Source organism: Sagittula sp. P11 (genome assembly GCF_002814095.1).
In the GTDB taxonomy this organism is placed as follows: domain Bacteria; phylum Pseudomonadota; class Alphaproteobacteria; order Rhodobacterales; family Rhodobacteraceae; genus Sagittula.
The window spans coordinates 3,303,703-3,324,515 of the sequence record NZ_CP021913.1 but is presented as its reverse complement, the minus strand read 5'-3'; the positions used below and the strand labels follow the sequence as shown (position 1 = coordinate 3,324,515).

The window sequence follows — 20,813 nt, the reverse complement described above, 5'->3', positions numbered from 1 at the left end:
GGCCCGCGCAGGCCGCCCCGATCCGGAGTTCAGCGGGGTCAGTGCCCGCCGAGGATGCCGGTCCGCACCCCGTAGTCCACCGCCAGTTCGTAATCCGGATCGTCGTCGGAATCGATCATCAGGTGCCCGGCCTTGTTGAGCAGCCGGTGGCAGTCGCGCGACAGGTGCCGCAGCTGGACGGTCTTGCCGATGGCCGCGTATTTGCCCGCAACCGCCTCGATCGCCTGAAGCGCCGACTGGTCGACCACGCGGCTGTCCGCGAAATCGACCACCACAAGCGAGGGGTCGCTGGCCACGTCGAACATCTCGACAAAGCCGTCGGAGGAGCCGAAGAACAGCGGTCCCTGCACCTGGTAGACCTTGGACCCTTCGGGCGTCACGTAGGTGCGGGAGTGGATGCGCCGCGCGTTGTTCCAGGCGTAGGCCAGCGCCGAGACGATGACACCGACGACCACCGCGACGGCCAAGTCTTCGAGCACCGTGACCACGGTCACGAGGATGATGACGAAGGCGTCCATCGCCGGGACCTTGAGCAGGATCTTGAGCGAATTCCACGCGAAGGTGCCGATCACCACCATGAACATCACGCCGACCAGCGCCGCCAGCGGGATCATCTCGATCAGCGGCGAGGCAAAGAGGATGAAGGACAGCAGGAACAGTGCCGCCACGATGCCCGCGATCCGCGTGCGCGCGCCGGACTTCACGTTGATCATCGACTGGCCGATCATGGCGCAGCCGCCCATGCCGCCGAAGAAACCGGTCAGCACGTTGGAGGCTCCCTGCGCGATACATTCCTGGCTGGCGCCGCCGCGCTTGCCGGTCATCTCGCCCACGAGGTTCAGTGTCAGCAGGGATTCGATCAGGCCGACCGCCGCGAGGATCACCGCGTAGGGGAAGATGATCTGCAGCGTCTCGAGGTTCAGAGGCACCATGGGAATGTGGAACGTGGGCAGTCCTCCCTCGATGGAGGCCATGTCACCCACGCGCGGCACGTCCAGCCCGAAGCCGATCACGATGGCCGCGACGACGGCGATGCCCGCCAGCGGCGCGGGCACGACCTTGGACACCTTGGGCATGAGCCAGATGATCGCCATGGTCAGCGCCACGAGGCCCAGCATCAGGTAGAGCGGCAGGCCGGTCAGCCATTCGCCACCTCCGGCACCGTGGCCGGAAACCTCGGTCGTGCCCGGAACCTTGAACTGCGTAAGCTGCGCAAGGAAGATCACGATGGCCAGCCCGTTGACGAAGCCCAGCATGACCGGGTGCGGCACCAGCCGGATGAACTTGCCCCACTGCATGACCCCGGCAAAGACCTGCAGGATGCCCATCAGCACCACCGTCGCGAACAGGTATTCGACCCCGTGGTCTGCCACCAGCGCCACCATGACAACGGCGAGCGCGCCGGTCGCGCCCGAAATCATGCCCGGACGGCCGCCGAAGAGCGCAGTGACAAGCCCCACCATGAAGGCCGCGTAGAGGCCGACAAGCGGGTGCACCCCCGCCACGAAGGCGAACGCCACCGCTTCTGGCACGAGCGCAAGCGCAACCGTCAGGCCGGCCAGCACCTCGATCCGGAGCCGTTCAGGTGTCAGTTTACCCTCCGGCATCAGGGACAGGTCGGGCATGGCAAGGCGTTTGGCGAAGTTCGCCAGGACGGTGTTCTTCATCGGGGATCCTCTTCGTCGCGAGGCGGCGGCATAGCGCAACGGGAGCGCAAACACCACCGACAATGCTGCAAAGCAGCGCGTTCGGCTGTGCTATAGCCAGTTATTTGCGCGGATGCACGGGTTTCTTCTGCCCCGCGGACGGGTTTCCAGTGCCCTGCCGTCCTCCCACGCGGCACGAAGGTCCACAGCGCGTGCGGCGGCTTGAAGATGCGTGGCAGACCTGCAAGACGGACAGCAGAGCTGACCTGACGGGCGACCGCGTCCGGGTCCGCGCCGGAAAGGACATCCCGTGCTCGAAACCTCTCTCCTCCTGTTCGCGGCGCTGATCGTCGGCTTTTCCAAGGGCGGGCTCGCCTCTGCCGCGGCCATCGCGGTCCCGATGCTGTCGCTCTTCATGAACCCGGTGACGGCGGCGGCGACGCTGCTGCCGGTCTTCGTGGCCACCGACTGGATCGGTGTGTGGCTCTACCGCAAGGATTACTCGCGCCGCAACGTGGCCATCCTCGTGCCGTCGATCCTGCTGGGCGTGGCCATCGCCACTGTCATCACGCCCTACACGCCGGAATGGGCGCTGCTGATCTTCACTGGTTTGATCGGCCTTTGGTACATCGCGCGCACATGGGGACGGGCCCTTCGGCAGAAAGAGGCACCGGAACCGACCCGCCCGGACGTGGCGCCCGGCGTCTTCTGGGGCACGATTACCGGCGTTGCGAGTTTCATCACCCATTCCGGCGCGCCGCCGGTGCAGGCGTACCTGCTGCCGCAGCGCCTGCCAAAGCTGGAGTTCGCGGGCACCGTCGCCATCTCCTTCGCCATCGGCAACCTCGTGAAGCTGCCGGCCTACTGGTCCATCGGCCAGTTCGATGGTCTGCGCTGGGGCCTTGTCGCGGCGCTGTGCGTCACCGGGATGGTCGGCACCTATGGCGGCCGCTGGCTGACGGCGCATCTGCCGGAACGCGCCTACCGCATCGTGATCGAGGTCTTCCTGCTGATCCTCTCGGTCGTGCTTCTGGTGAAGGGCGGGCTGGACATATACGGCTGACCTTGTCGTTCCGGCAGGCATGGTGACGACATTGGCACCCTTCCCTGTTTCGTGATTTTTTCACGAATTCGGGAGATGAAAATGAGTTCAGGGACCATCGCCTTTGGCAAGCCCCTGAATCCAAAGCGCCGACCGCCAGCCGCCTGATCCTGAGCCAATCGCCCCCTGCGCCGATCCCCGGTTGCAGCCCCGCGCGGGCCATGGCTAACTGCGCGCGAAACCTGCCCAGAACAGCCCGGAGACCCCCATGACAGAGACCATGATCGCCGTGATCGGCGGCTCGGGAATTTACGAGATCGACGGCCTCGAAGACGCCCGCTGGCAGGCGGTCGAAACCCCTTGGGGGACGCCGTCGGACGAGATCCTGACGGGGCGGCTTGGCGGGGTGAAGATGGCCTTCCTGCCGCGTCACGGGCGCGGGCACGTCCACTCTCCGACCACGGTGCCCTATCGCGCCAACATCGACGCGCTGAAACGGCTGGGGGCGACAGACGTGATCTCCGTCTCGGCCTGCGGGTCGTTCCGCGAGGAGTACGCACCGGGCCATTTCGTGGTGGTCGACGACTTCATCGACCGCACATTCGCGCGGGAAAAGTCTTTCTTCGGCACCGGATGCGTGGCGCATGTCTCGGTCGCGCATCCCACCTGCCCGCGGCTGGGCGACGCCTGCTACACCGCCGCGAAGGATGCAGGGATCACCATCCACAAGGGCGGCACCTACCTCGCAATGGAGGGGCCGCAGTTCTCGTCCATGGCGGAATCGAAGATGTACCGCGCTTGGGGCTGCGACGTGATCGGCATGACCAACATGCCCGAGGCCAAGCTCGCCCGCGAGGCGGAGCTCTGTTACGCCTCCATCGCCATGGTCACGGATTACGACAGCTGGCACCCCGATCACGGCGCGGTGGAGATCACCGAGATCATCGCCACCCTGACGGGCAACGCCGACAAGGGGCGCGAAATGGTGCGCCGCCTTCCTGCGCTTCTGGGCGCGGACCGTGCGCCCTGCCCGCACGGCTGCGACCGCGCGCTGGAGTTCGCCATCATGACCGCCCCCGACAAGCGCGACCCGGCCCTGTTGTCGAAGCTCGACGCGGTGGCGGGGCGGATGCTCTGACAGGTGCAACGGTCACGGCGGGCTTGTCCCGCGCGCACACCGGGCGCTAGAGTTGGCGGCGAAGGAGACCGGAGATGCGCCATCTTGCCCTCGCCCTGATCGTGTCATGCGCGACGCCACTGTCGGCGCAGGTCACCTTCAGTTCGACCGACAGCTACATCATGGGCGCCGGCGGCTGGACCTGTGCCGAGGTGATCGAGACCTTCCAGGGGTCGGACGAAAGCCTGAAGGGCCAGCTGGCGGGCTGGGTGCTGGGTGTCTGGACCCGGGCGACGACGGAGCGCGAGAAAGGGTTCACCGACATCGTCGAGAAGGTCGGCGGGCTGAAGATCTACGAGGCCACGCTGACAGAATGCCGGCAGGCACCGCCGTCGACCTACCTCTACCGTGTCGTCTACAAGATGATCGACAACACCAATCCGCAGAAGTGATCCGCCTGCCCATGCGTCCTGCCTTTTGCGGCCTGGTTCTGGCCGCCTTCACCGCAAACGCGGCCCCCGCCGCACAGGATTACGTGGAATCCGACGGCTGGCTGTCGGACGACGATTTCTACCGGCTCGTGGCCTGCGCGGCCCCGCCGGGGGCTCGCTGCGTCAAGCCGATGCTGCACTGGAGCGACGAACGCCCGGTGCGCGTGCGGATCGCGTCGATGGACCGGGCCTTCCTGGGCGGCAAGACGAAACGGGCGGAGGCGGCGCTGGTACGTGCGGTGCAGTACATCAACGCGGCCGGTGCGGGCATCCGGGTCGAACAGGTGGGGCCCGCGTCCGAGGCGGACATCAGCATCCACTTCCTCGACACCGATGGCAGCAAACCCCTGGCGCGGACCGGGATCGACGGCGCGGACGGCACCACGGTCACGGGCGCGCGGGTCATCGTCTGGTCGCGCAGCGATACGAAGACCATCCTGCGGGCAACGATCCTATTCGGTACGCGGCTGCATATCCAGCACTACGAATCCGCCATGCTGGAAGAAGTAACCCAAGCGCTGGGGTTGCTGACGGACATCCGCAACCCGGTCTACGAGGGCGTCTCGATCTTCTCGCAGGACAGCAACGACACCAAGCAATTCTCGCCGCAGGACGTCATGGCCCTGCGCCGCCATTACCCACCGGAGTAACCCCATGGACCTTTCGATCTGGATGACTTTTGTCGCCGCCTCCACCGCGCTGCTGCTGATCCCGGGACCCACCGTCCTGCTGGTGCTGTCCTATGCCCTGTCAAAGGGAAGGTCGGTCGCCGTGGCCTCTGCCGCCGGTGTGGCCACCGGGGATTTCGTCGCGATGTCCGCCTCGCTCGCGGGGCTGGGGGCGCTGGTGGCGACCTCTGCCGCGCTGTTCACCGTGCTGAAATGGGTGGGCGCGGTCTACCTGGTCTGGCTGGGCGTGAAACTGATCCGGTCGGCGCGCGCCGAGGGCCTGTCCCTGCCCCGCGCCGAGGTTTCGGCCCGGTCGGTCTACTGGCACAACGCGGCGGTGACGGCGCTGAACCCCAAGAGCATCGCGTTTTTCGTGGCCTTCGTGCCGCAGTTCATCGACCCGGCGCGCGCGCTGCTGCCGCAATTCGCCATCCTGATCGCGACCTTCGTGACGCTGGCGACGCTGAACGCGCTGGCCTATGCGCTGGCTGCCGACCGGCTGAGGAAGTGGATCGCCAGGCCCTCGGCGCTGACCTGGCTGACCCGGGCCGGGGGGGCGACCCTGATCGGCATGGGTGTTCTGACAGCGACCCTGCGCAGGGCGTGATGTCTGGCGGGGCGGCGGCGCAAAGCCCTGCCCTACGCCATGCCGCGCCTAGCCGTTGCTTTTCAGGAAGTCCCGGATGAAGCGCCGCACCTCGCGCGAGGCGGAGGTGTCCATGTCCTTGCACAGGGCGATGAAGGCGTCGCGGTCCTCACGATCCAGTCGCAGCACCAGCTGGGCGTCCTTGCCTTTGGCCTTTTTCTTGTCGTCCTTGCCCAAACCGGTCTTCTCCTGTTGCCGTCATTGACCTTCGGTTCACGAATTGTATATACAAAGTACAGCGTAAAACTATAAAAACAGAGGTATACCCATGAGCCCTTTCCATGCCAAGTCCATCTTCATGAACGACAGTCTTGACGGCCGCCGCCCGCGGTTGAGCTGGTTCAAGCGCGCGCTTTACGCATCCTGGACCCGCCTGCGCTGACGCGGCACCACCACTCACGGCAACACGCTTGCGGCAGGACCGCCCCCGCGCTACCGCTTGGGGCGGTTTTTTCTTATCCGGAGGCCTCATGCCACCCCGTCGCGAGATCAAGGACTACATCCGCACCATCGTCGATTTCCCGCACGAGGGGATCATGTTCCGGGACGTGACGACACTGTTCGTCGATCCGCGCGGGTTCCGGATGGCCATCGACCAGTTGCTTCTGCCCTATGCCGGTGTCCGGTTCGACAAGGTCGTGGGCCTCGAGGCGCGGGGGTTCATCCTTGGCGGCGCGGTGGCGCACCAGTTGTCGGCAGGCTTCGTGCCGGTCCGCAAGAAGGGCAAGCTGCCCGGCGCCGTGATCTCCGAGGAGTACCAGCTGGAGTACGGGGAGGCGGTGGTCGAGGTGCATGACGACGCCATCGAGGCGGGCGAGAAGATCCTGATCGTGGACGACCTGCTGGCGACCGGCGGCACCGCCGAAGCCGGGATCAAGCTGGTTGAGCGGCTTGGCGGTGAGATCATCGGCTGCGCCTTCATCGTCGATCTGCCGGACCTTGGCGGGCGCAAGCGGCTGGAGGCGCTCGGGATGGATGTGCATACGCTGGTGGAATACGGCGGGCTCTGAGGGCGGCCTGCCGCCCTGCCCCGTAGACAGACCGATCCGCCTTGCGGGACGTGGAGCTGCGGGCCAAGCCACTGGAAAACTAAAAAGGCGCGCCACCCGGGCGCGCCTTTTTCATCGTCGGGAATGGGTTGTCAGAGGTTGACGACCTTCGATTCCGCCTGTTTCGGAGCGGCCGAGTTGGCGTCGATGAAGTCGAGCACCAGCGGACGGATGTTGTTCCGCCAGCTCTTGCCCGCGAAGATGCCGTAGTGGCCTGCGCCCGGCTCGAGGTGGCTCGCCTTCTTCGATGCCGGCAGACCGGTGCAGAGGTCGAGCGCCGCAACACACTGGCCGGGGGCGGAGATGTCGTCCTTCGACCCTTCGACCGTCTTCACCGCAACGCTGGTGATCTTGCCGATGTCGATCTTGTGGCCGTTCACCACGAATTCGTTCTTCGCGATCTCGCGGTTCTTGAAGACCCGTTCCACCGTCGACAGGTAGAATTCCGCCGGCATGTCCATCACGGCGAGGTATTCGTCGTAGAACCGGTTGTGTGCGTCATGGTCCGACGCCTGCCCCTTGGCCACGCGCAGGATCTGGTCCTGGAACGCCTTGACGTGCCGGTCCGCGTTCATGCTGACGAAGGAGGTGAGCTGCAGCAGTCCCGGGTAAACCATGCGACCCACGCCCTTGTACTTGAAGCCCACGCGCTGGATCATCGTTTCCTCGAGCTGGCCCATGGTCACACGGCGTCCGAAGTCGGTCACATCCGTGGGCGTGGCGTCGGGGTCGATCGGGCCGCCGATCAGGGTCAGCGTGCGCGGCTGCGCATCCGGGTCGATCTCGGCCAGGTAGGCGGTCGCGGCCAGCGTCAGCGGCGCGGGCTGACACACGGCGATCACGTGGGTGTCGGGCCCGAGGTGACGCATGAAATCCATCAGGTAGAGGGTGTAGTCCTCAACATCGAACTTGCCGCAGCTCACCGGGATGTCGCGCGCGTTGTGCCAGTCGGTGACGTAGACTTCGCAATTCACCAGCAGCGACTTCACGGTGGAGCGCACGAGGGTCGCGTAGTGGCCGGACATCGGGGCGACCAGCAGGATCTTGCGCGGCTGTTCTTCGCGTCCGGAGACGTCGAAGTGAATCAGGTTGCCGAACGGCTTCTCGACCACGTTGCGGATATCGACGAGGTGGTCCTTGCCGTCCTCGCAGGTGAACGTGCGGATTCCCCAGTCGGGCTTGACCACCATGCGTTCGTAGGTGCGTTCCGTCACCTCACCCCAGGCGGCCATCCACTGGATCATGGGGTTGGGGATCAGGGACATCGCCGGGTAGGATGCAGCCGTTCGGGCCGTTGCGCCAAGCCATTGGCTGGTATTACGCATCGTTTCCATCAGATCGTACGTCGCCATGTAGCGCATGACAGCCACTCCTATTATCATGGGGGTCGACGCAGCCACGTCGGCGGTCGGACCCGAGCCATTTCGTCGCTTTGCCCCCCGACCCCGGCGACGGTATTTCTGCGTTTGCGAAGATAGGGGGGAATTCTTGAAATGACAACGAACACTGTTGCCGCAGGGAAAGATAGAGAACGGCTTGAGGAGAATCTCAAGAAGGTCGAAGAGCTCTCACAGCGCATGGTTGCAGCGCTGACACGGCGCCATCCCACCCCTGAAGCCCTGAACGGGCCGGACAGTTCCCTCTATGTAAAGGCGGCGCAGGCCTACATGCAGGAGTGGGTCACCAACCCCGCCAAGCTGATCGAGCAGCAGGTGGGATTCTGGGGAAAGACCGTTTCGCATTTCGTCGAGGCGCAGCATGCGCTCGCCTCCGGAAAGCTGTCCGCGCCCGAGGATCCGGGCCCCACCGACAAGCGGTTCAAGAATCCCCTGTGGGACACCCACCCCTATTTCAACTACGTGAAGCAGCAATACCTCATCAACGCGGACGCGATCCGCGATGCGGTCGAGTCGATCGACGACATGGACCCCAAGGAGAAGAGGCGCCTGCGCTACTTCAGCCAGCAGATCATCGACATGTTCGCCCCCACCAACTTCCTTGCAACCAACCCCGACGCGCTGATGAAGGCGGTGGAGACGGAGGGCGAGAGCCTTGTGAAGGGGCTAGAGAACCTCGTTGCCGACCTTGAGGCCAACAACGGCGAGATGGTCGTGCGGCTGGTCGACGAAAGCGCATTCGAGATCGGCGAGAACATCGCCACGGCCAAGGGCGAGGTGGTCTATCGCAACCGCATGATGGAGTTGATCCAGTACAGCCCCACCACCGACCAGGTGCACGAGACCCCCATCGTGCTGTTCCCGCCGTGGATCAACAAGTTTTACATCCTTGACCTGAAGCCGCAGAACTCCTTCATCCGCTGGGTGGTCGATCAGGGCTACACCCTTTTCGTGGTCAGCTGGGTCAACCCGGATGGCCGCTACCGCGACGTGGGGATGGAAGAGTACGTCGAAGAGGGATTCCTGAAGGCGATGGAAATCGCCAAGGACATCTGCGACGTCGACAAGGTCAATGCCGTCGGCTACTGCATCGCCGGCACAACCCTGTCCATCGCCCTGTCGCTGATGAAGAAGCGCGGCGACAAGTCGGTCAAGTCGGCCACCTTCTTCACCGCCCTGACCGATTTCAGCGACCAGGGAGAGTTCACGCCCTTCCTGCAGAATGATTTTGCCGACGGCATCGAACAGGAGATCGACCAGGAAGGGATGCTGCCGCACTTCATCATGGCGCGGACCTTCTCGTTCCTGCGGTCGAACGACCTGATCTACGGACCGGCGATCAAGTCTTACATGATGGGGGAAACGCCCCCCGCCTTCGACCTGCTCTACTGGAACGGCGATGGCGCGAACCTGCCGGGCAAGATGTTCCGCCAGTACCTCCGCGCGCTCTGCCAGCGCAACGAGTTCGCCGAGGGCGGCTATGAACTGTTCGGCGAAAAGCTGTCGGTGGCGGATGTGGACGTGCCCCTGATGTCCATTGCGACGGAAACGGACCACATCGCCGCGGCGCGGGACGTCTATCGCGGCGTTCAGATGATGGGGTCGAAGAACAAGCAGTTCGTGCTGGGCCAGTCCGGCCACATTGCCGGCATCGTCAACCCGCCGGGCAAGGACAAGTACGGTCATTACATCAACGACGATCTCAGCCTGTCCTTCGAAGACTGGAAGGCCAGCGCCGAACATCACCCCGGATCGTGGTGGCCGCACTGGGAAGCGTGGCTGAAGAAGCGCGCCGGAAAGAAGGTGGACGCTCGCGTTCCGGGTGATTCTGGCTACGAGGTTCTCGCCCCCGCGCCGGGCACTTATGTGAAGATGAAAGCGGCGAAACAAATTCAATGAGTTGAAGGAATTTTTGCTGCGGCGCAGAAAAACACTTGAAATGCTGCGCTGCAGCATGCATATTTCTCTCAGTTGCACAGACGCGGGGCGGGCCCGCAGAGCAGCAGAGAGATTACGAGGAATAAAATGGCACAGACGCAAGACTTCACCGCTATGATGAAAGAAATGATGGGTTCTTTCCCGGTTGACACGAAGGCAATGGAAGACGCCTTCAAGACCACCGCGACGATGAGCGAGAAGCTCTCCGCAGTGGCGCTTGAAGCAGCCGAGAAGTCGACCGAGCTGTCCGCATCTTGGACCAAGGAAACCCTGTCGAAGATCGCCGAGCTGTCTTCCGCCAAGGAAGAGCCGGCCGACTACGCCAAGGCGATGACCGACTTCGCAGCCTCTCAGGCCGAAGCCGCAGCCGAGCACATGGCAACCTTCGCCGAAATCGCGAAGAAAGTGCAGATGGACACCGTCGAGCTGATGATGGCCGCTGGCAAGGACTTCTCCGAGGACATGACCGCGGCTGCCAAGAAGGCAACCGACGAGATGACCGCGGCGACCAAAAAAGTCTCCGAAGCGGCCAAGTAATCCCTGGGCCCTTCTGGGCCGAGGACCGGTTTTTTGCGCCCTCTCCTCCCATTCAGGCGCAAAATCCTGGGGCGGGTTCTTAGGAGCCCGCCCCTTCTTTATGCGCCTCCCTGTATGCCGGGATTACCTCGTGCGGCCTGCAGGGAGGCGCAGTCGTTTCCGCTTTCGACATGACGCTTCCCGAAGGTCGTTGCGCTGGTCTACCGACGGGTGACGGCACAGGAACGGTTTGCGTCCGGACATGAAAACGCCCGCGCGATCCCTCGCGCGGGCGTTTCCTGTTTTCCGGGTATCCCCGCCCATGCGGCTGTGTCCGCATGGCGCGACGATGTCCTCACCGATCTCCCGGCGGTTCGTCGTCGGGCGAGGTGTTGATCGACGAGTCCAGCGTATCCGGCTGCCCCGTCGTCCCGCTGGACGGCGCGGGGGCGGACTTCGGCGTCTGTTCGATGGTCATGCGGACCGGCGCCGCGGGCGCCTGCCCCTGCTTGTCCTCGCCGAAATAGATGGTCTGGTGCGGGAACGGGATTTCGATGCCGCGCTCGTCGAAAATCCGTTTCAGGATCTCGTTGTAGGCACGCCCGATGCCCCATTGCTGGCCCGGCACCGTCTTGATCCGTGCGCGCACCACCACTTCGCTGGCACCAAAGCTGTTCAGGCCGAACCACTGCAGGTCCTCGAGGATATGCCGCCCCCAGTCGGGATTGGCGCGCAACTCCTCGAAGCCGTCGAACATCGCCTGCTTGGCCTCGCCGATGTCCTCGCGGTAGGCGATGCCCATGTCAGTGACGCAGAAGGCGAATTCGCGCATGTAGTTCGTCACCATGTCCACCGAGGAGAACGGGATGATGTGGAATGCGCCGTGCAGGTCGCGCAGGCTGACCGACCGGATCGTCAGGCGTTCGATCGTCCCTGTGGTCCCGCCGACGGTCACCACATCGCCCACGTTCATCGCGTTCTCAAGCTGGATGAAGACGCCCGTGATGATGTCCTGCACCAGCTTCTGCGCACCGAAACCGATAGCCAGGCCCAGCACCCCGGCCGACGCGAGGAGCGGCGCGATGTCGATGCCCACCTCCGACAGTACGAACATTAGCGTGATGACCACCAGCACGATGGTCACCGCATTGCGCAACAGCGCCAGAAGCGTCTGTTCCCGGGACGTCGGGACGGAGCCGAATTCCGGGTTCAGACGGAAATCCACCCAGGAATTCACGGCCAGCCAGATCAGGAAGGCCACCGTCAGGATGACCGCGACCCGCAGGACGACGGCGGTCGTGCGCACACCGATCTGGCTTTCCATCCAGCCCTGAACGTCCAGAACACCGACGGTATTGAGTGTGAACATGACCACCGCCAGCACGATCGCCACCTTGAGGATCGTCAGCACCCGCGGCACGAAAGCGTTCAGGCGGCGCTCCAGCAGCGGCAGCCTTTGCGACACCCCGGAGGGCACCCGCACGCCCCGCATGATGGCACGGCTCACGAGGTTGGAGGCGATGAAGCCCAGCACGATGGCACCCAACACCTTTGCCGATGTGCCCAGGAGCGGGAAAAGGATGCCGCCCGGACGAGCCAGCACGATGGCCAGCACGACCACGAGATAGATCAGTGCCGGGACGTGCCAGTTGCGGGCGAGGAACTTCAGGAGACCACGCCCCTCGCTCAGCCTGCGTTCGCCCAGAAGCCAGTCGGCCACCACCCGGCGCCACTTCAGGACCATCCAGATCAGGATGGCGATGGCCACGGCAGAGATCAGCGTGGACACGCCCCGCCCGGTGGTGAAGTTGACGTTCTGGTTGATGATCGGCACCACCAGCAGCTGGCCGTAGCCCAGCAGGCTGACGAGGAAGGTCAGCCACCGCGCGACATAGCGCGCGCCCCGGTCCGGAACGTTCACGGTGCGCAGTTGCGCAGTGGTGGGCGACATGACGGCGCGGATCAGCACCTTGACCATTTCCACGATCAGGAAGGCATTGAGGTACATTGTCTGCCGGATGCCGATCTGCCCGGCGTCGCCGAAGGCCGTAATCGCAAGGGCGTAGCCGGCTCCCCAGGCGATCACCACCACGATGGCGTCGATGATGACGGAGGTGACGATGATCAGCGCGGTCTGTGCCGGGCCTGCATCCCCGGCCAGGTTGCCCATCCGGCGGAACAGCCGTTTCGCGATCCACCTGAGGACATTGTAAAGCAGGACCGTCGCGACGATTACCAGGGCGAGGTCACGCAGCGCGGTCAGGATGATGTCGGGATTGATCGACAGGGCGCTGCCCAATGTCTCGGGCGCCCGGCTGAACCCCTGCCAGAACCGTCCGAGGCTGCCCGCGATGCGCTCTGCGGTGTCCTGCGTGGCGGCTGCAATCCGGCGGCTGAAGGAGGTTTCACCGGGGTCCGTCGCCTCGTCCTCGACCGCGCCGGTAACCGCCTCGGTCACGGTTTCGCCGGAGGTGTCGCTGGCCTGCGCAGGCTCTCCGGTGCGGTTCAGGGCGTCGATCAGCGCGCCGCGCGTGGCGTCGTCGGCCAGAAGATCGGCCAGCGCCTTGGCCTGCGCGGGTGTCAGTGCCTCTACACCGCTGGCGACACCGGTCGTTGCCGCGGTGTCCTGCGCCTGCACAGAAGCCGGAAGGGCAAGGATTGCGAGTAAGGCGACAAGGCAGGCAAACAGACCCTGCCGGATATGAACCCTCATGAAGAGCTCCTTGTTCTTGTTCTGCTCAACGTTCCGAGACCGCGCTGTCCCCCGCGGGGCCAATGTCCCTGCCCCGCCAGGCGCGGATTGCGCCAAACGACTTAGCGCTGCGGGTGCGAGGTCAAGAAAATGCGCCGCCGATGACCGTGTGGAAGCGGTCTGCCGCCCCGCCCGGTCAACAAAAAAGGCGGCCCCAAGCGGAGCCGCCCCCTATGCCGTGCATCGAAAATCAGACGATGGTCGCGTCGGTCGCCGCGCGGATCTCGTCCTCGGTCACGCCATCGGCACATTCGACGATCTTCAGACCGCCCTCGACCACGTCGAGTACGCCGAGGTTGGTGATGATGCGGTTCACCACGCCCTTGCCAGTCAGCGGCAGGGTGCATTCCTTCAGCACCTTGGACTCGCCTGCCTTGTTCTGATGGTCCATCACGACGATGACCTTGCCGACACCGGCCACAAGGTCCATCGCGCCGCCCATGCCCTTCACGAGCTTGCCGGGGATCATCCAGTTCGCGAGGTCGCCGTTCTCGGCCACTTCCATGGCGCCGAGGATCGCCGCCGCGATCTTGCCGCCGCGGATCATGCCGAAGGACATGGCGCTGTCGAAGTAGGACGTGCGCGCCAGTTCGGTAATCGTCTGCTTGCCCGCGTTGATGAGGTCCGGATCCTCTTCGCCCTCGAAGGGGAACGGCCCCATGCCCAGCATGCCGTTCTCGGACTGAAGCGTGATGTCCTTGTCGCCCACGTAGTTCGCCACCAGCGTCGGGATGCCGATGCCGAGGTTCACGTACATGCCGTCTTCGAGTTCTTCCGCCGCGCGTGCGGCCATCTGGTTACGATCCCAGGGCATTACGCTTCCTCCCGCTTGCGCGTCGTGCGCTGTTCGATCCGTTTCTCGTGTTCGCCCTGAACGATCCGGTGCACGTAGATGCCGGGCAGATGGATGTGATCCGGGTCGAGGGAGCCACGGGGCACGATCTCTTCGACCTCGACCACGCAGACCTTGCCGCACATCGCGGCCGGCGGGTTGAAGTTGCGCGCCGTCTTGCGGAACACGAGGTTGCCGGTATCGTCGGCCTTCCACGCCTTCACGATGGAGAGGTCGGCAAAGATCCCGCGTTCGAGGATGTAATCCTCGCCGTCGAAGGTCTTCACTTCCTTGCCTTCGGCAATCTGGGTGCCGACGCCGGTCTTGGTGTAGAAGCCCGGAATACCTGCCCCACCGGCGCGCATGCGCTCGGCCAGGGTGCCCTGCGGGTTGAATTCCAGCTCGAGCTCACCGCCGAGGTACTGGCGCATGAACTCCTTGTTTTCGCCCACGTAGGACGACATCATCTTCTTGATCTGGCGGGTCGCCAACAGCTTGCCGAGGCCGAAATCGTCGACGCCCGCATTGTTGGACGCGACCGTCAGGTCCTTCACGCCGCTTTCCACCAAGGCGTCGATCAAAAGCTCGGGAATGCCGCAAAGACCGAACCCGCCCGCCGCGATCAGCATGCCGTCGCTCAACAGGCCGTCCAGCGCTTCGGACGCCGAACCGTATACCTTCTTCATGAAACACCCCTCCTGTGCGGTACTGACGCAGGTTGTCGCCGCTCTGCAGCAGAGAGTCAACGCGGCCGCGTCATGGTAGCGCCCCAACGCGACGGGGGCGGCCGAACCGACCGCCCCCTCATTGTGTCACTGACCCTTGATGATCCCGCAGGCGACGCGGTCGCCCGCCCCTCCGATGGGCTGGGACATGTGGTCGTCACCCTGTGCGTGGATGATGAAGGTGGAGCCGTCCTCATCCAGCAGGGACGCCACATCCACGAGCGTCGAATAGGCCTCCATCTCGCCGATGCCGTCCTCGCCCACGAAGATGTTGGGCAGGTCGCCCGGCTCCGGACCTTCGGGGTTCAGCAGGCCGTGGCCGCCCTCCACCTTGCCGACATGGCCGGTGGCGGTGGTGAAGCCCTCGGAGGACTCGCAGGTGCCGACGGCGTGCAGGTGCAGACCGTGCTTGCCCGGTGTCAGCCCTTCGACACGGACATGGATCAGCATGCCCGCCGGACCGTCGGTCAGGGTGGCGGTGCCGATGCTCTCGTCGTCGGTGTTGATCAGGTCGGCCGAAGCGGTCTGCCCCGGCTGGTCCATCGCGGCCCCGTGGCTTTCGGCCCAGGCGCCCGATGCAAGCATCGCCGCCATGGCGGTGGTCAGCATGAAACGTGTCACGATCTATCCTCCTCTGGTTGGGTGCCCCTTGTCGGCACGGGCTTCCCGGAGGAGCCCGTGCAGGGGCGTACCATGGACCAACGCCCGCGTTGTCCCGGTGGTTCGGAGGTAGCGCAAAAAGGGCAGGACCCCACTCAGAGGTCCCCAGTCACGGATCCCAAGTCAGATCAGGCGGACCTGCGTGCCGATGGGCGTGATCTCGAACAGTTCGGCGATCTTCTCGTTATAGAGCCCGATGCAGCCGTCGGACGACCGGCGCCCGATCTTGCGCGTGTCATGGGTGCCGTGGATCAGGTAGGCGGGCCAGCTCAGGTACATCGCATGCGTGCCCAGCGGATTGTCGGGCGCGCCGCCTGCGACGGGCTTCCAGTCAGGGAAACGCTCCATCTGGCTGGCGGTGGGGGTCCAGGAGGGGCCGACCTTCTTGCGCACGATCTCCGTATAGCCGCGCTTCGTCAGCTCGTCGGACTTCGGCACGGAGGTCGGGTAGATGCGGTAATCGACGCCATCGGCCGCCCAGTAGTGCAGCGCGCGGCTTTCGGTATCGCAGACGATGCAGCCTTTCCCGATCTCCGAGAAATGGTCGCGCCAGTCCTGCATCACGAAGCTGGAGACGTTGCGCCGCACGTCCGCCGCACGCGCCGTGGCCGGGACGATCAGCGCCGCGGCCCCTGCCACGAGACCGGTGTTCAGCAGCTTGCGCCGGGTGATGCTCGACTTCGTCATGAAGGGATCCCTCCTTGTTGCCTGTTTCGATGCGGGCAACATGGAGGCGGGTGGCGGGTTTTGGAAATCACACATTCTTTACCACGAATGTGAGTGCTTTTTCGCAACAGATCAGACGGTTGGAGGCGGCTTTCCGCCTCCGTCGCCGGTCTGTCAGTCTTTCTTCGCCGCCTTCTTGGCCGCCGGCTTCTTTGCGGCGGTCTTCTTCGTGGTCGACTTTGTGGCGGTCGATTTGGCCGCGGCCTTCTTCGCCGGTTTCTTCTTCGCCTTCGCGGCGATCAGTTCCAGCACGGTTTCCATTGTCACGTCCGCAGGCTCCACGTCCTTCGGCAGCGTGGCATTGACCTTCTCCCACTTTACATAGGGACCGTAGCGGCCCTCCATGATGGAGATCTTGCCGCCATCGGGATGCTCGCCCATGTCGCGCAGCGCCTTGGCCGTCTGACGTCCGCGGCCGGGGTTCGCCCGCTTCTGCGCCAGCAGTTCGACGGCGTGGTTCATGCCGATCTCGAAGACCTCCTGGAACTCCTTGAGGTTCACGTAGACCGGTTTCTCCTCGTCCGGGAGCTGGTGCATGATGTAGGGACCGAAGCGCCCGAGGTTCGCACTCACGACGCCGCCATCAGGGTGCATCCCCACTTCGCGCGGCATGGTCAGCAGCGTCAGCGCCTTCTCCAGCGTCATGTCCGCCGGATCCCAGCCCGGCAGGAACTGGCCGCCCTTCTTGGGCAGGGACGCACGCGGCGGTTTCTTGTTCTCCGGCGTGGGTTCCCCGCGCTGCACGTAGGGGCCGAAGCGCCCGGCCTTCAGCCAGATCTCGTCGCCCTGATCCTCGCCCAGCAGACGCTCCTCGCCCTCGGCGCCCTCGCCCGCGATGGGGCGCGTGTAGGTGCATTCGGGGTAGTTGCCGCAGCCGACGAATCCGCCGGTGCGCGAGGTCTTCAGGTGCAGCCGTCCCTGCCCGCACTTCGGACAGATGCGCGGATCGCTCCCGTCCTCACGCGGCGGGTAAAGCTGGGGCGCAAGCGCCTCGTCCAGCACGTCCAGAACCTCCGAGATCCGCAGGTCGGACGTCTCGGCGATGGCCGCGCTGAAGTCGCGCCAGAACTTAGCGAGCAGTTCCTTGTAGTCCTCGGCACCTGCGCTGACCTGGTCCAGCTCGTCCTCCAGCGCTGCGGTGAAGTCGTACTCCACGTAGCGCTTGAAGAAGTTCAGCAGAAAGATCGTCACGATCCGGCCCTTGTCCTCCGGGAACAGACGGTTCTGTTCCTTGCGGACATATTCGCGATCCTGGATCGTCGTGATGACGGAGGCATAGGTGGAGGGTCGCCCGATGCCGAGTTCCTCCATCTTCTTGACCAGCGTCGCCTCGGTGTAGCGCGGCGGCGGGTTAGTGAAGCTCTGCGTGCCAAGAGTCGCGCCGTCGCCGGACAGCACCGCGGGCAGACCGCGGTCGGTGCCCTTCTCCATCGCCTTCGCGTGCTCGGACTTGAGCGCGCCCGCGTCGAACTTCGCCGGCTCGCCCTGCATGATCTGCGGCAGGCGCTTGTCGTCATCCTCGACCGGCTCGTCACGCCCCTCTTCGTAGACCTTCAGGAACCCGTCGAAGAGCACCACCTGGCCGGTGGCGCGCAGACCGACCTGCCCGTCGTCAGAGCCGATCTCGACCGTGGTCCGCTCCATCCGGGCGGCCTCCATCTGGCAGGCGAGCGTGCGCTTCCAGATCAGGTCATACAGCTTGCGCTGGTCGGATTCGGACAGGCGCAGGCTCTCGGCGTCCTTCGTCATGTCGGTCGGTCGGATGCACTCGTGCGCTTCCTGCGCGTTCTTCGCCTTGTTCTTGTAGACCCGCGGCGAGGACGGCACGTAATCCTTGCCGTAGCGCTCCGCGATGGCGTCGCGGCAGGCGCTGACGGCTTCCGGCGCCATGTCGATGCCGTCCGTCCGCATGTATGTGATGTGCCCGGCCTCGTAGAGCCGCTGGGCCGCGTTCATCGCCGCCTTGGCGCCCATGCCGAACTTGCGGCTCGCCTCTTGCTGGAGGGTGGAGGTCATGAACGGCGCCGACGGGTTGCGCGAGGCGGGCTTCGCCTCGACGCTCAGAACCTTCAGGCTGCGCTTGGCGACGGCATCCACCGCCATCTCGGCCTGAGTGGCGTTTTCGAGGTCGTAGCGGTCGAGCTTCTTGCCGGCGAGGCTGACCAGCCGGGCGTCGAACGTCTGGCCGCGCGGCGTCGCGAGTTGTGCCTTCACCTGCCAGTATTCGCGGGGATTGAACGCCTCGATCTCCATCTCGCGCTCGACGATCAGGCGGAGGCAGACGGACTGCACACGACCGGCCGACCGCGCGCCGGGCAGCTTGCGCCACAGCACCGGCGACAGGTTGAAGCCCACGAGGTAGTCGAGGGCACGGCGGGCGAGATACGCCTCCACCAGCGGCGCGTCGATGTCGCGGGGGTTCTTCATCGCCTCGGTCACGGCGGCCTTGGTGATGGCGTTGAATGTGACCCGGCTGACCTCTGTCGTCTTCTTGATCGAACGGCGCTTCGTCAGTGCCTCCTTCAGATGCCACGAGATCGCCTCCCCCTCACGATCGGGGTCAGTTGCGAGGATCAGCTTGTCGTCGGTTTTCAGGGCTTCGGCGATGGCAGCGACGTGTTTGCGCGAATCGTTCGCGACCTCCCACGTCATCTCGAAATCATGTTCGGTATCGACCGAGCCATCCTTCGGAGGCAGGTCCCTCACGTGACCGTAAGACGCCAGAACCGTGTAGTCGGATCCCAGATACTTGTTGATTGTCTTGGCCTTGGCGGGCGATTCGACGACGACGACGGGCATCTGGGACTGCTACCTCTACTGATTTCTTGGCGGCCTCGCGCGGCTGCTTTCCGGGCGGCGTATCGCGGCGCTAGATGTGGGGTGCAAGGGGTAATTGTCAATGCGGGCGGAAGAGCCGCGCTTGTCCCGGGGGTGTTCGGGCGTTGGCTGAACGCCGCAAAAAGGAGCCCCGGACATGCGGTTTCCCGCTTTCTAGCTGACCTTGCGTCGCCTGCCCCGGGGCGCGCGGGAGACCCCTGAAATCGGCAGAAGCCTTCGCGCCTATCGGATGGTCGAGACGTGCCCCGACGCCGGGTAGGTCTTCGGAGCGCCGCTTTTGTTTCGGGTCGATGGGCTGCGGGTGGTCGGCGCTGTCGCCCTTGGAATACTGGATCCGTTGCGCGGGGACGGGCGCACCATGACATCCCCCGATCTCTTCCCCAAACGCAGCCCCGATATCTTCGAATACGGCGGGCAGGAGGTGCAGGCCCTGTGCCAGCGGTCGGGCAACGCCTCGGTCGCGGGCCAATGGACCATGGGCGCAACAGACGCATGAAAGTTCGGGCCCCTTCTGCGCCACATGGCAGAGTGTAATCCCTTAGGCCTGCTGATTCAGCGTGGCACAAGCGAGAGAAAACCGCCCGGCTGACGCCTTATGCGCCCTTCCAGCTCCAGATCGGTGAGGGCCGGCGAGACGTGGGCAGAGGCCGCGCCGAGGTCGCGGATCAGCTGGTCCTCGGCCAGGGGCGACGGTCCGAGCCGGTCAAGGATGCGCGTGTGCAGATCGGCCGTCTGGCGCAGGGTCCGGGTCTCGGGCTCCGGCGCCTTCACCGAGTCAATGCCCGCCCTCGCCGGGTCCGGCAGGGCCAGTTCCGCCTGTGCCGATGTCTGGCCCTCCAGCCGCGGCAGCGCCTCGAGAACATCGTCGACGTGCCGCACGAGGTGCGCGCCGTCGCGGATCAGCATGTTGCAGCCCGCCGCCCGGGCGTCGAGCGGGTGACCGGGCACGGCCAGCACCTCCCGCCCCTGGTCGAGCGCGCCGCGCGCGGTGATCAGCGACCCGGACTTTGCCGCAGCTTCCACCACCACCACGGCCCGGGCCAGCCCTGAGACGATCCGGTTGCGCATGGGGAAATGGCGGGCGAGCGGCTGCATGCCCATGGGTTGTTCGCTGATCCGCGCACCGTGGTGAGAGACGATGTCATCCGCCAGCCCGGCGTTCTCTGCCGGATAAAGCACATCCACGCCGCCCGCCAGAACGGCGACCGTGCCGGTCCTGAGCGCGGCATGGTGCGCCGCCGCATCTATCCCGCGCGCCAGTCCGGAGACGACGCAATAACCCGCTTCGCCCAGTCCTTCGGCAAGGTTGCGCGCCATCCGCAGCCCCAGCGACGACGCGTTGCGCGCACCGACAAGCGCCACCATCGGACGGCTCAGCACGCGCGCATCGCCCACCGTCCACAGCGCCGGCGGCGCGTCGGAAAGGTCGGCCAGGTCTTTCGGGTAATCCGCCTCTCCGCGCAGGATCAGCCGGGCGCCGCACAGGCGGGCGGTCTTCATCTCTCCAAGGATCACGTTTTCGGGGCAGACGGTGTAACGCTCCACCCCCGCGGCCCTCGCCACTTCGGGTAGCGCGTCGAGTGCTGCGCGGGCCGAGCCGTGTTCGCCCAGAAGCCGCCAGAAGGTTGCCACGCCGACGCGGCGTGAGCGCAAGAGGCGGAGCCAATCCACACGAGCATCTTCCGTGGTGGGTGGGAGTGGGGGGTGAGTGGAAGAGTAGCTGTCGTCGCGCATCTTGGCCCCGCCGTCTTGCACCTTCATCCATAGCGT

19 protein-coding genes are annotated in these 20,813 nt (G+C 65.0%); 9 read left to right on the top strand and 10 right to left on the bottom strand.

Annotated elements, in window-relative coordinates:
- Positions 1 to 38 precede the first annotated feature (38 nt).
- The gene (locus CDO87_RS16115) at positions 39 to 1,667 is read right to left on the bottom strand and encodes a SulP family inorganic anion transporter (protein ID WP_100929720.1); all 1,629 of its coding nucleotides are present in this window, start codon (positions 1,665 to 1,667) and stop codon (positions 39 to 41) included.
- 289 nt (positions 1,668 to 1,956) lie between these two features.
- Here CDO87_RS16115 and CDO87_RS16110 point away from each other — a divergent pair, with 289 nt between their 5' ends.
- The 5 genes from CDO87_RS16110 (at position 1,957) to CDO87_RS16090 (ending at position 5,571) form a co-directional block, all read left to right on the top strand.
- Entirely contained in the window at positions 1,957 to 2,709 is a 753-nt protein-coding gene (locus CDO87_RS16110; protein WP_100929719.1) for a sulfite exporter TauE/SafE family protein, read from the top strand.
- Positions 2,710 to 2,956: 247 nt separating this feature from the next.
- Positions 2,957 to 3,826, top strand: a complete 870-nt coding sequence (locus CDO87_RS16105; RefSeq protein ID WP_100929718.1) for an S-methyl-5'-thioadenosine phosphorylase — start codon at positions 2,957 to 2,959, stop codon at positions 3,824 to 3,826.
- A gap of 74 nt (positions 3,827 to 3,900) precedes the next feature.
- A complete protein-coding gene (locus CDO87_RS16100; protein ID WP_100929717.1) occupies positions 3,901 to 4,257 on the top strand; it encodes a 5'-methylthioadenosine phosphorylase in 357 nt (118 codons plus the stop codon).
- An 11-nt stretch (positions 4,258 to 4,268) separates the two neighbouring features.
- On the top strand, positions 4,269 to 4,946 hold the full coding sequence (locus CDO87_RS16095; RefSeq protein ID WP_157815017.1) for a DUF2927 domain-containing protein: 678 nt from the start codon (positions 4,269 to 4,271) through the stop codon (positions 4,944 to 4,946).
- A 4-nt stretch (positions 4,947 to 4,950) separates the two neighbouring features.
- On the top strand, positions 4,951 to 5,571 hold the full coding sequence (locus tag CDO87_RS16090; RefSeq protein ID WP_100929715.1) for a LysE family translocator: 621 nt from the start codon (positions 4,951 to 4,953) through the stop codon (positions 5,569 to 5,571).
- 48 nt (positions 5,572 to 5,619) lie between these two features.
- On the opposite strand, the gene CDO87_RS27045 is transcribed toward CDO87_RS16090, so the two are convergent.
- A complete protein-coding gene (locus CDO87_RS27045; RefSeq protein ID WP_198521738.1) occupies positions 5,620 to 5,787 on the bottom strand; it encodes a hypothetical protein in 168 nt (55 codons plus the stop codon).
- Positions 5,788 to 6,080: 293 nt separating this feature from the next.
- Here CDO87_RS27045 and CDO87_RS16085 point away from each other — a divergent pair, with 293 nt between their 5' ends.
- Positions 6,081 to 6,620: an adenine phosphoribosyltransferase gene (locus CDO87_RS16085; RefSeq protein WP_100929714.1), complete on the top strand. Its 540-nt coding sequence runs from the start codon at positions 6,081 to 6,083 to the stop codon at positions 6,618 to 6,620.
- A 131-nt stretch (positions 6,621 to 6,751) separates the two neighbouring features.
- Here CDO87_RS16085 and phaZ read toward each other — a convergent pair whose 3' ends face one another.
- The gene (phaZ, locus tag CDO87_RS16080; protein WP_100929713.1) at positions 6,752 to 8,020 is read right to left on the bottom strand and encodes a polyhydroxyalkanoate depolymerase; all 1,269 of its coding nucleotides are present in this window, start codon (positions 8,018 to 8,020) and stop codon (positions 6,752 to 6,754) included.
- A gap of 132 nt (positions 8,021 to 8,152) precedes the next feature.
- Between phaZ and CDO87_RS16075 the strand changes: the two genes are divergently transcribed.
- Both CDO87_RS16075 and CDO87_RS16070 read left to right on the top strand, forming a co-directional pair.
- Positions 8,153 to 9,955, top strand: a complete 1,803-nt coding sequence (locus tag CDO87_RS16075; RefSeq protein ID WP_100929712.1) for an alpha/beta hydrolase — start codon at positions 8,153 to 8,155, stop codon at positions 9,953 to 9,955.
- A gap of 126 nt (positions 9,956 to 10,081) precedes the next feature.
- The gene (locus CDO87_RS16070) at positions 10,082 to 10,531 is read left to right on the top strand and encodes a phasin family protein (RefSeq protein WP_100929711.1); all 450 of its coding nucleotides are present in this window, start codon (positions 10,082 to 10,084) and stop codon (positions 10,529 to 10,531) included.
- A 334-nt stretch (positions 10,532 to 10,865) separates the two neighbouring features.
- Here the strand turns inward: CDO87_RS16070 and CDO87_RS16065 are convergent, their stop codons facing one another.
- The 6 genes from CDO87_RS16065 to topA all read right to left on the bottom strand — a co-directional run bounded on the left by CDO87_RS16065 (position 10,866) and on the right by topA (position 19,004).
- A complete protein-coding gene (locus CDO87_RS16065) occupies positions 10,866 to 13,223 on the bottom strand; it encodes a mechanosensitive ion channel domain-containing protein (protein ID WP_100929710.1) in 2,358 nt (785 codons plus the stop codon).
- Positions 13,224 to 13,452: 229 nt separating this feature from the next.
- Positions 13,453 to 14,076, bottom strand: coding sequence for a CoA transferase subunit B (locus tag CDO87_RS16060; RefSeq protein WP_100929709.1), 624 nt, complete (start codon positions 14,074 to 14,076; stop codon positions 13,453 to 13,455).
- Positions 14,076 to 14,780 (bottom strand): CoA transferase subunit A, encoded by a 705-nt coding sequence (locus tag CDO87_RS16055; protein ID WP_100929708.1) that lies wholly within the window; start codon positions 14,778 to 14,780, stop codon positions 14,076 to 14,078. The genes CDO87_RS16060 and CDO87_RS16055 overlap by 1 nt, the downstream gene beginning before the upstream one ends.
- Before the next feature lie 126 nt (positions 14,781 to 14,906).
- Positions 14,907 to 15,440: a superoxide dismutase family protein gene (locus CDO87_RS16050; RefSeq protein WP_254698164.1), complete on the bottom strand. Its 534-nt coding sequence runs from the start codon at positions 15,438 to 15,440 to the stop codon at positions 14,907 to 14,909.
- 162 nt (positions 15,441 to 15,602) lie between these two features.
- Positions 15,603 to 16,166: a L,D-transpeptidase gene (locus CDO87_RS16045; RefSeq protein ID WP_100929707.1), complete on the bottom strand. Its 564-nt coding sequence runs from the start codon at positions 16,164 to 16,166 to the stop codon at positions 15,603 to 15,605.
- A gap of 153 nt (positions 16,167 to 16,319) precedes the next feature.
- Positions 16,320 to 19,004 carry a type I DNA topoisomerase gene (gene topA, locus CDO87_RS16040; protein ID WP_100929706.1) on the bottom strand — a complete coding sequence of 895 codons (2,685 nt, stop codon included), beginning with the start codon at positions 19,002 to 19,004 and terminating at the stop codon, positions 16,320 to 16,322.
- Positions 19,005 to 19,401: 397 nt separating this feature from the next.
- Here topA and CDO87_RS26815 point away from each other — a divergent pair, with 397 nt between their 5' ends.
- Complete coding sequence (locus CDO87_RS26815; RefSeq protein WP_157815016.1) at positions 19,402 to 19,539, top strand: hypothetical protein; 138 nt, start codon at positions 19,402 to 19,404, stop codon at positions 19,537 to 19,539.
- Between the two features lie 56 nt (positions 19,540 to 19,595).
- Here the strand turns inward: CDO87_RS26815 and dprA are convergent, their stop codons facing one another.
- Entirely contained in the window at positions 19,596 to 20,777 is a 1,182-nt protein-coding gene (gene dprA, locus CDO87_RS16035; protein WP_198521898.1) for a DNA-processing protein DprA, read from the bottom strand.
- Between the last annotated feature and the right edge of the window lie 36 nt (positions 20,778 to 20,813).